The organism is Bacteroides xylanisolvens (genome assembly GCF_018289135.1).
Lineage (GTDB): Bacteria > Bacteroidota > Bacteroidia > Bacteroidales > Bacteroidaceae > Bacteroides > Bacteroides xylanisolvens.
On the sequence record NZ_CP072219.1, the window covers coordinates 89,064 to 98,230 of the forward strand.

Below are 9,167 nucleotides of genomic sequence, written 5' to 3' on the forward strand. Positions count from 1 at the left end.
GTTATTTGTTGGTGATGAATAATAGGGTGAATATGACACATACCAGCCAGGCTGTCAGATAGCTCTTGGCATTTTCCTTTTTCGTGGCGAGTGCCCATACCACGAAAATGAGCGCAACGCCCAAAAGTGCGGCGGCAATGCTTCCGGCAAGATTGTATGCGCTGCCGTTGAAGTCGGTTGACCAGCCTAGAAGGGCGGTCAGCCCTTGGGTGGCGTCATCCATACTTTTTCCTCCTTTCCTCCAGATAGCGGTTGATGGCCGTATAGGTCGAGCCGCTTTCGTTGAACAACTGCTTCAGTCGTACTACTGTCGCCTGGCGCGAATCGAAGGCTACGGCGGCGAAGTCGGACACCTCGTTGCGGAAGATGAAGGCATCGTTCGACATCTTGATGAAAAACTCTCTCCAGCGTTCCGTGCGCTGCAACGACTCGATCATATAGGCCTCTTCGTCCGTGATGGAAAGCACGGCTTTCACTTCCGGCAGGTTCTGCCGGTGTTCTGAATGGTCGAGGATAATCTTGGTCGCGCAGTTGATGATGATGGAGTCCTTGATACTGGACGGCATGTTTTTCAAAAACAGGATGTTCTGTGCGGCCAGCGTGATGCTTCCCTCCTTTTTACGGAAGGTTCGGTACAGGTAGGCGATGAAGTCTCCGAATTTCTCGTCTTGCAGGAAGTCGAGTGCTTCGTCGATGATTAGCTCTTTGGCAAACCCCTGGCGTTTCTTGATTTTATCCACGATCATTTGCAGGGTGATGATGGCAACGAGTGGAAAGTACTCTTTCTTAGAGGCATCTTCCATATCGAAGGCTATCAGCCGGTCATGCACGATATCCACGTTCTCGGTAGCGTTCAGCAGGAATGACAGCTCTCCGTCCGTATAGGGTTCCAGTAAAAGCAACAGCTCCTCTATCTCGAATTTCTGTTTCTCAAACTCGGTCATCCGTTTGCTGAACACTTCCTTCAGATAAGCCCGGTAAGTTATCAGCGTCGGGAAGATACGCTCATGCTTCTCTCCTATTGAAGAATTGTTCACATAGTCGTAAAATCCGATGACGGATTTCCTGAGAATGGCGTTTTCGGCAGGCAGCATGGGTTCACGTACCTTCCAAATGTAGCTGATAATGGCGACGATGGTCTTTATCTGGTCATCGGCAGACTCGGCATCCGTGGTGTCGATGTACAGGTATTTGCCGTTCTTGTCACGGTCACACAAGAAGGGGTTGAACGCAAATTTCTTCTGCTCGGTAGAGTCGAAGTATTTGCCCCGGTTCAAGGCTATCATCGAGCGGTAAGAGCCGCCGATGTCAATGATCATCACATCCCGGCCCAGCTCATAGCTTTGCAGGATGTAATTGTTCAGCCAGAAAGATTTACCGGAACCGGACGGGCCGATAACGATGCGGTTCTTGTTGTTCAGCGCCGGATAATCCCAGAGGTTTATCTTGGCGGGAGTACCGAAACGGTCATGGTAGATATGCCCTTTCTCGTCCGAAAGGTACATCCCCTCTTTTTGCAGATAGCAGATGGCCTGCTTGGTCGTGTTGACGAAGCCCCGGTAATTGGCCCTGGCATTGCCGGGTATGTTGCAGAAGAACAGGTTGCACAGCTCGGCGTTCTCCACATAGCACGAACTTTGGTTCATAAAGCTGAAGCCTTGCTGTACCAGTGCGGTTTTCCGCATGAGCGAGGTGCGGTCTGTATCGTTCAGCACGACATTGAAGGCGGTATAGGCGGTCTGGTAGTCGAACTGGGTAATCTCATCGCAGAAGGCTGCCTGCTCGCGTTGCTTCTCTGCCGCCGGAGGGTAGAAGTTGGTGATGTAGTTCAGCGCGTCTTTCTCCGCACCGATGGCCGTTACGGTGGCATCTGGATCGGTTATCTCTATCACGATGTTTACGATGTGGTTGAACGGCAGGCCAAGTCCTACGGGGTACAGCATCGAGCATTTGCTCCGTATGCTGTCCGGTATCTCTATGTTTCCCCCGTATGCCTTCGACTTGCCGGTGTGCGGCACGGCCAGTTCCTGAAGATGCTCGCCTTCGTTGGTCAGCGAAAGGATGGAAACGTGCTGCTGCCCTATTTTCATGCTTCCGCTTTCACTGACAGCCATAGGGTTGACGCTCTTCTGCGTGGCATCGTTTTCCGGTGTCTCGTAAGAGAGGTTGACGTAGTCGTAGATGGCGTTGTTCAGTTCCGTATCATCCATCTTGCGTATCTCAAACTGCTGGATGGACGACAAACCGTTCTCAAAGTTCATCAGAAAGGCTTCCATTTCTGTCAGCCGTTGCTGATATTCCTTATAAGGTTGCTTGAACGGGTAGTGCAGCTTTCGCATCAGCGAGGTGCCCGATGCGCTTTTGCGTATCTTACCGTTTCGGCTGCCGTTCGTGAACGTCACATACAGGTTGGTGTAACTGTTCAGTATCTCCTTGCCGTTGAAATGACGGTTGTTCTCCGCTATCAGGGCATTGGAAGAGTATTCTGCATGATGGTATCGCCCCGTATAGTAGAAATTCTGCTGATGGATGACCGTGCCTGCCGGAAGCAGCTTCAAAAGAGCCTCCAACCGCTCATGGATGTATTGCGCCTCGCTTTCCGACAAGGTGAACACTTCGGGCAGAAGCAGCCGGTAGCCGACGGTGATGTCACCGTTCCCGTTGATGACGGCGTTCTCCGTGATGGTCTGGATAGGCAAGACACTTTCCAGATCCACGGATTTGTCCTTCACCTCTATCTCTGTCTGCCGGATATACAGCAGAGCAATCAGCAGGCACAGCGCACAGATTAGCAGGGATATGAGTATGATGATTCCTATCATGGTTGCTGTTTTAGGATGAATTTGAAAATCTGCCGTTTGTCCGTTATCTGCCGGGGGGTGGCGTTCTTGATCCGGAGGCCGGTCAGGTAGTCCGGGTTACCGGCCTTGTGTTCCTTTTTCAAGGTTTGGAACAGCAGACCGGATAGAAACAGAATGGCGGAAATGATTCCGATGATGAGTATCGGGTGCAGCTGCTTGAATATGCTCACGATGATGATGATGGCCGTCAGCAGCATGAAGATGGCGAACTGTCCCGATGACAGACCGAAGAACTTGATCGGCTTGTTGATTTTACGCATGGTTCTCATGGCTCTTCGTTTTTAGATAATCAGGAAGGCTACCATGATGACTACCACGGCGATGATCCAGCCGAGCAGGTATTCCTTGGCATGGGGATTGTTCGTGGCAAGCGAATAGATGACAAAGACCAGAGCGATGCCGAGTACCGCCGCCAAAATGTATTTGGCTACGTCCAGAATGGTGTCCGCACCCTCTTTGGCTTTGTCTGTCACTTCGGATAGGCTGTTAATCTTCAGGCCGCTTTGTGCCTCCGCCACTTGTGCCGTTCCCAACAGCGTGAAGAATATGAGAAAGGTGAAGATAACCTTTCCATAGCGGTTAATGACTTGGTTCGCTTTTTCTCTTACATTTTCGATTGCTTTCATTTTGTTCCTATTTTTTAATTAAACATGAATCGTTTTCAGTCTCTCCCATTGCACATCCTTATACTTGATGGATATGGGCTCTTCTTTCGGCTGTTCCGGCAGTGGTTTGCCTGAGTAGTAGTAGGCTCTTCCATGCAGGTACATATCGGCTATCTCGGCAGCCAATTCCTCTTCTTCCAGCTCAGGCTGAAATACCACGCAGATGACCGGACAGGCTCTCTCCTGCCCTTCCTTGCGCACCGCCTCCCTTATCGGCTTCTCTTTCTCCTTTCCGGAAGAAAGTGCTTTCTTCTTTTTCCGAAAGTAAAAGTGAAGCGTGACACAGGCGAGTATGGCAACCAGTATCAAATCCACTACGTTCATAAGAGTTGCCAGATAATGAGCCAAGTGACCAATGCCGTGATATAGGTGATGATGGCCTCTTTGGTGCGCTCGTGGTTGCTTATCAGCTTTTTAAGTACCGCTAGTCCGGCACATAGAAAGCCTACCCCTATCAGCATGGCGCCTATTTCACGGTATAAGGAGATCAGGCCGGATACATTTGTATCGGCTAACAATATGATAATAAGCATGGTGATATGATTTGTCGGTTAGTAGAGCAGTATCTTTATTCCTACGTTCCAGACAGTGTTCCACTTGTCAATGGATAGGGGATTCCAATGTTGTTGTATGCGGGCAAGCAATGCCGTTCGGGGCAGGATGAATACTTCCAGTTCCGTTTCCAGTTTCGGGCCGATGATGAAGTTGTATTCCTTATCGGGGTGGCGGACGTATTCTGTACCGATGAATCCTCCCAGGCCGATGCCCCAGTAAACGGATTTCAGGTTGCAGGCCAGGGTTCTGTAATAACCGCCGTCCACAAAAAAGTCCTTACCCTTGTCATGTATCGTTTCGGGAATCGTTTCTTCCGGGTTCAAGGTAGAGACTTGCGGTAGGTTGGCTGTATATTCGTAAGGTTTCTCAAAATAGCTAAACCCGGCTTTCCAATAGCTTGTCCGGTTGATGTATCTGGAAAAGGACAGGTTGTAATAGTTGCCTGCATTGCCGAACAGGTTAGTGCCGTAGTTCAATTCAAGTGCCGGGATGTTCTCATAATGGCGTTGCGCAAAAGCGCTTACGGTGCATAACAGCAGGCTAAGGCTGATAGCAGTCAGTCTGATGTGTTCCATGGGAATTACTCTTTAGGTTATTAATGTTATATATTTTTCTATTTGTCTCATACGGTGTTTCCAATTTACGCGGATTCCTGTCGGCAGAACCGAATCAAGGTGCTTATCGCGTTGTTTTCGCTCCAAACATATAGATTATATACGGGAGGACAAATTTTATGAAGGGCTTTTAAAGGGCCTTTCGTGTTTATTTAATGTGCATTAAAAAATACATGTGCCGTAAACCGGCAGGTGTGGAATAATTCTACAGAAAAAAGCCGGATAGGATTAGTTGTGTAAAACTGTCCTGCCCGGCTTATAGGGTTTGGTTTATATGCGCTTTCGGATGTTGCTCAATGCTTGTGGCGTGATGCCGATATAACTTGCTATGTCTTTTAAGGGTATTGAACGTAACAGCCATTTTTCATTGGCCAAAAGCGCTTTGTAACGCGCTTCGGCATCCAGTGTGTAAAACTCCTCTTCCCTTATTATTTTGCGGTTGATGGATCTTACCAAATGTATTCTGGCCAGCTTGTTGAAATTGATGGATAACTCATATAGCTGATGAAGATCTTTTTTGGGCAATCTCCAGATCTTGCATGGCTCCAATGCCTTGATATTGTAGTGGGCATGGTGTTCTTCATGTGAAAGGAAAAAATTGATGAACTCTTTGGCTTGGATAAACCGTGCTGAAATCTCTCTATTCTCTTTGTCCGGAAACCATAACCGGACGATGCCGGATTCCAGATAATAGAGGTAGCATACTTCCTCGCCCCTGGTGACGAGGTGTTCTCCCTTTTTGATATGGATAAGCTCGAAATGAGCATCAAGATACGCCTTTTCTTCGTCTGTCATCCGCACGTGAAGATGGGCGCCCATTACCATGAGCGTCTCATCTATCAGGGTGGCAATTGTTTGAACCATTGAATTTGTTTTATGTTTATATAAGGGTACGGAAACGTACCCTCTAACATGGACGTGGCGTTCCAACAACAAAGGCACGCCCCGTACCAGTTTCATACTGGTACAGGCATGCGCCTGTTGTTGTTAATTCCTTAACGATAGATGCCACTCTTTTGTTAGACAGACGGACGTATGTAAAAAGCGGGCTGCCAATTTTCTGACAATCCGCTGCAAAGATACTATTTTATGGTTTTTGTTCCAACTTTTAGGGATTTAAGTTGACGGCAAGGTCTTCTGGACGAATGCCTACTACCTTTATATAGATATCCCGGTAGATGTTCTCCTTAATCTCCTTGTCCTCTTCAGAATAAAGCCATGCGGTAAATTCATGATAATATTCGCCGGTTCCCAATTTAAAGAAATCCTTATATTGATAATGTCTGCTCACGGGAATGCCTTTCTTGTTTAACAAGAAGCATGATTTAAGCGCATCGTGATATTGCGAGGTCAGTATCGCCTTTATCTTTTCGTCGAAATATTCCAATGTTTCCTGGTCAAAGAAAAACTGTACGGTGTAGGGCCACTTCTCCCCTTTTCCTTTGATGTACTGGTATTGGAATTTGGTTCTCTCCAGCTTTTTGTTGATACCGTTTAAGATGCTGGTCACCTTCTTCTTCCGGTCATGGTTGTCCTTTACCGTTACATCAAATTCCTTGGCAAGTTGGTCAACCGTAACGGTGAAATAAGGTGCTTGTCCTTGGTCAATCTTATACTTGATCAGGTAAATCATTTTCGCCAGGTTCAGATAAAACTTGCGGTAGCCTTTGCGGTTGGGCAGGTTACGGTAGTCTTTCAGTTCCAGCAGATTGTATTCGGTAAGCAAAGTATTCATCAGATCTTTGCTCAGATGCACGTTGTAATTCCGCTTGGTGCGCTTTTTCGTGCCGAAGTTATCCTTTATCTCAAAGCGGTCCAGTATTTGAATGAACTTATATTGCGTCTTGCCGTTCATGGCGTATGCTACACTGAGGTTGGATGTCCCTAAACGGTATAACGCCGCTTCAAAGGTGTTCTCTATCGGATGCTCTATCTTTTGGCCGTTCTGTTCGGTGATATATACCGGACGTTGGTTGCTGAACAGGAAATCAAGCTGCTTCTCGGTCAGTTTTCGTTGCAACTTGGTTCGTTCATACCCCATGACCTCACAAAAATCGTTGATGGAGAACCAGCAGTCGCCGAACAGATCTTTCATTTGTGAAGATGCCACGTAAATGATAATGTCAGACATGACAGTGCCGCCTGCATCAAATAGAACTTCCAATACTTTCGTGTTGGAAGACTCGCTGAGAGTCCTGGGGACTCTGCTCAACTCTTTTTGTGTATTACTTTCCTTCATAGGCGGACACTTGTTGTTTACTGATGCAAAGATACGTTTTTTTACGGAGATAGTGAATCTAACTCCCTATAAATGAAGATTCCAAAGCATTTTTTTCGTGCTGTTTCTTGATTTAGTTGTGTAAAAGTGTCCCGACTACGGCTGTTTCCGATCCCCCAGTTGTGTAAAAGTGTCCCGAATGGCCGGTTTAGTTGTGCAGAAGTGTCCCGGATTCCTGATTTAGTTGTGTAAAAGTGTCCCGAATGCAGATTCTAGTTGTGTAAAAGTATCCCGACTTTCCTGTTCAGTTGTGCAGAAGTGTCCCGAATAGTCGGTTAGTTGTGCAGAAGTGTCCCGGTTACGAGAAGATGCCAGTAAGTGCTAACTTGCAATAATATAGTTGATTATACGGAAAACCTCCCTTATTAGTTGTGTAAAAGTGTCCCACAAATACTTAAATCCCTAAAAACCTAAATAAAACGAAGAAATGATTTTGTTACCGTATTCTTACTTTCGGAAAAAATTTTGAGGTGGAAACAAGTAGAGGTTTGAATTCTTTAACATATTGTCCAGGATAATAGGCAAAGGGATTTTTCCGCAGTTGTGTAAAAGTGTCCCGGTTCAATGCCGGCCTTCACTAAAACGGTGTGCAAAAATAACGCCTGCCCGACGGATGCAGTCGAACAGGCGTATATATTTTTCCGAAAGTAGAATCAGATGCTCATATACTTCTTCAGTATCGCTTGAATCTCCTTGTTATGGCTGGTCAATATGTCTTCAAGAATGTTGTTTGCGATGTTGTGCATTCCTAATCCAGTGGCCATAGCAATCTGCTTCAGCTTTCTGTGGGTTTCGCTGGATATCCGGATTACTTCGGTGTTCTTTAATTTTCGCTCTTCCAGATATTCCGAGAATTTTTTTCCGCAGACTTTGCTTTCTTCTGTTTTTGGAGAAGACTGCACGGAAGGTTTGGATTCCGGCTTTTCCATTTGTTCCGGCTGAGGTTCTTGGACGGTTTCTTTGACTGGAGCCGATTCTTTCACCTCTTCATGGATGGGGTGCTCAATCGCAGGTTGGGGGATAGTGCTTTCCGCAACACTTCCGATCTGCTGGATTTCCTGCTCTTTCTTACTGGCGCTTTGCAGCAAGAGTTTTCTCATGGCGGCTGATGATGTCCTTTCTTTGTTGGTTGCCATAGCTTTATTCTCCTATATGGTTACAGATTAATTCCAATACCTCTTCACAGAAAGCATCACAGGGATGATGGTACGCTTTACTCAGCGTACTTAAATTGCGTTGATAGTCAACCCTTGAATCCTTGATGTAGTTTTGCATCAACTCGAAAGGCAAGGTTTTTTTATTTTTCAAAATTTCTTTGAACTCCAGCACATTCGGAAGAACACGGTTCATAACACCACGCACGGTAGTCTTTTTACCAATCTTTCGACGGCTTTCGATAATCCCTTCATAGATGTTATAGTAAAAGGTCAATGTAGGTCTTAAATCGGTCTGGTTCGGTTCGAAGGGAATGATGATCACGTCAACGAAGTGCAGCGTTTCAACTACACCGTTTTGTTTCAGGTTACCCGGAAAATCGACAAGTATAATGTCGTAATTGTCCTGAAGGAAATCCAGTTGGTTGATGAACTCTGAGGAAGAGATATTGATAACCTCATATTCTTCTTCCTTTTTCATGATTCCGTCCTCGGCTTCGTCCTCACGTAATTTTCCGATAGTGTTCTGCATGTCGTCGATATCCACCACGGCAATGGATAAGCCCCCCTCTTCGTTTGACTGCGAATGAATATAACCTGCAAACAAAGCTGTCAGCGTAGACTTCCCTACCCCGCCCTTGGGATTCTCAAAAGCTACGACTACTCCTGGTAATATTTGTCCCATAATGTACGTTTTTAAGTATGTGCGCAAATATATAAATAATAAATTAAATAATTGCATACTTTTATAATTAATTTATTATACACTTTTTTACTTAATTGTATAAGTAATTACATATATAAATATAAATATAAATATGTACATACTTAATCTTATAATTAAGTATGTATGTTCATACTTTGTAATAATATAATTAGTAATTATGTATTTTGTAACTAATGGCTTTCCGTTCGCCTGTTACAATGTGCGTAGTTACTTTGTAACAAAGTGAGCGGTTAATCTGGATTAAGAAATCAAGACTTTTGTCTGGTTTTGTTTCACAGCTGAGTATTATTGTATATCTTTGCTAATGCAAGGT

General features: G+C 45.6%; 11 protein-coding genes. All 11 read right to left on the minus strand.

Annotated features, from left to right (window positions below; genetic code table 11):
- Position 1 precedes the first annotated feature (1 nt).
- On the minus strand, positions 2–223 hold the full coding sequence (locus tag INE92_RS26760) for a hypothetical protein (RefSeq protein WP_005868888.1): 222 nt from the start codon (positions 221–223) through the stop codon (positions 2–4).
- Complete coding sequence (locus INE92_RS26765; RefSeq protein WP_005868887.1) at positions 216–2,822, minus strand: TraG family conjugative transposon ATPase; 2,607 nt, start codon at positions 2,820–2,822, stop codon at positions 216–218. The genes INE92_RS26760 and INE92_RS26765 overlap by 8 nt, the downstream gene beginning before the upstream one ends.
- Positions 2,819–3,130 (minus strand): hypothetical protein, encoded by a 312-nt coding sequence (locus tag INE92_RS26770; protein ID WP_005868885.1) that lies wholly within the window; start codon positions 3,128–3,130, stop codon positions 2,819–2,821. The genes INE92_RS26765 and INE92_RS26770 overlap by 4 nt, the downstream gene beginning before the upstream one ends.
- Before the next feature lie 12 nt (positions 3,131–3,142).
- Entirely contained in the window at positions 3,143–3,487 is a 345-nt protein-coding gene (locus INE92_RS26775; RefSeq protein ID WP_005868883.1) for a hypothetical protein, read from the minus strand.
- An 18-nt stretch (positions 3,488–3,505) separates the two neighbouring features.
- Positions 3,506–3,850, minus strand: coding sequence for a hypothetical protein (locus tag INE92_RS26780; protein ID WP_005868881.1), 345 nt, complete (start codon positions 3,848–3,850; stop codon positions 3,506–3,508).
- Entirely contained in the window at positions 3,847–4,059 is a 213-nt protein-coding gene (locus INE92_RS26785; protein WP_005868879.1) for a hypothetical protein, read from the minus strand. The genes INE92_RS26780 and INE92_RS26785 overlap by 4 nt, the downstream gene beginning before the upstream one ends.
- Positions 4,060–4,077: 18 nt before the next feature.
- Positions 4,078–4,656, minus strand: a complete 579-nt coding sequence (locus tag INE92_RS26790; RefSeq protein ID WP_005868877.1) for a conjugal transfer protein TraO — start codon at positions 4,654–4,656, stop codon at positions 4,078–4,080.
- 309 nt (positions 4,657–4,965) lie between these two features.
- On the minus strand, positions 4,966–5,559 hold the full coding sequence (locus tag INE92_RS26795; RefSeq protein WP_005868875.1) for a Crp/Fnr family transcriptional regulator: 594 nt from the start codon (positions 5,557–5,559) through the stop codon (positions 4,966–4,968).
- A 244-nt stretch (positions 5,560–5,803) separates the two neighbouring features.
- A complete protein-coding gene (locus tag INE92_RS26800; protein WP_005868874.1) occupies positions 5,804–6,934 on the minus strand; it encodes a hypothetical protein in 1,131 nt (376 codons plus the stop codon).
- Positions 6,935–7,626: 692 nt separating this feature from the next.
- On the minus strand, positions 7,627–8,109 hold the full coding sequence (locus INE92_RS26805; protein ID WP_005868873.1) for a DUF3408 domain-containing protein: 483 nt from the start codon (positions 8,107–8,109) through the stop codon (positions 7,627–7,629).
- 4 nt (positions 8,110–8,113) lie between these two features.
- Positions 8,114–8,812 (minus strand): ParA family protein, encoded by a 699-nt coding sequence (locus tag INE92_RS26810; protein ID WP_005868872.1) that lies wholly within the window; start codon positions 8,810–8,812, stop codon positions 8,114–8,116.
- Positions 8,813–9,167: the final 355 nt, after the last annotated feature.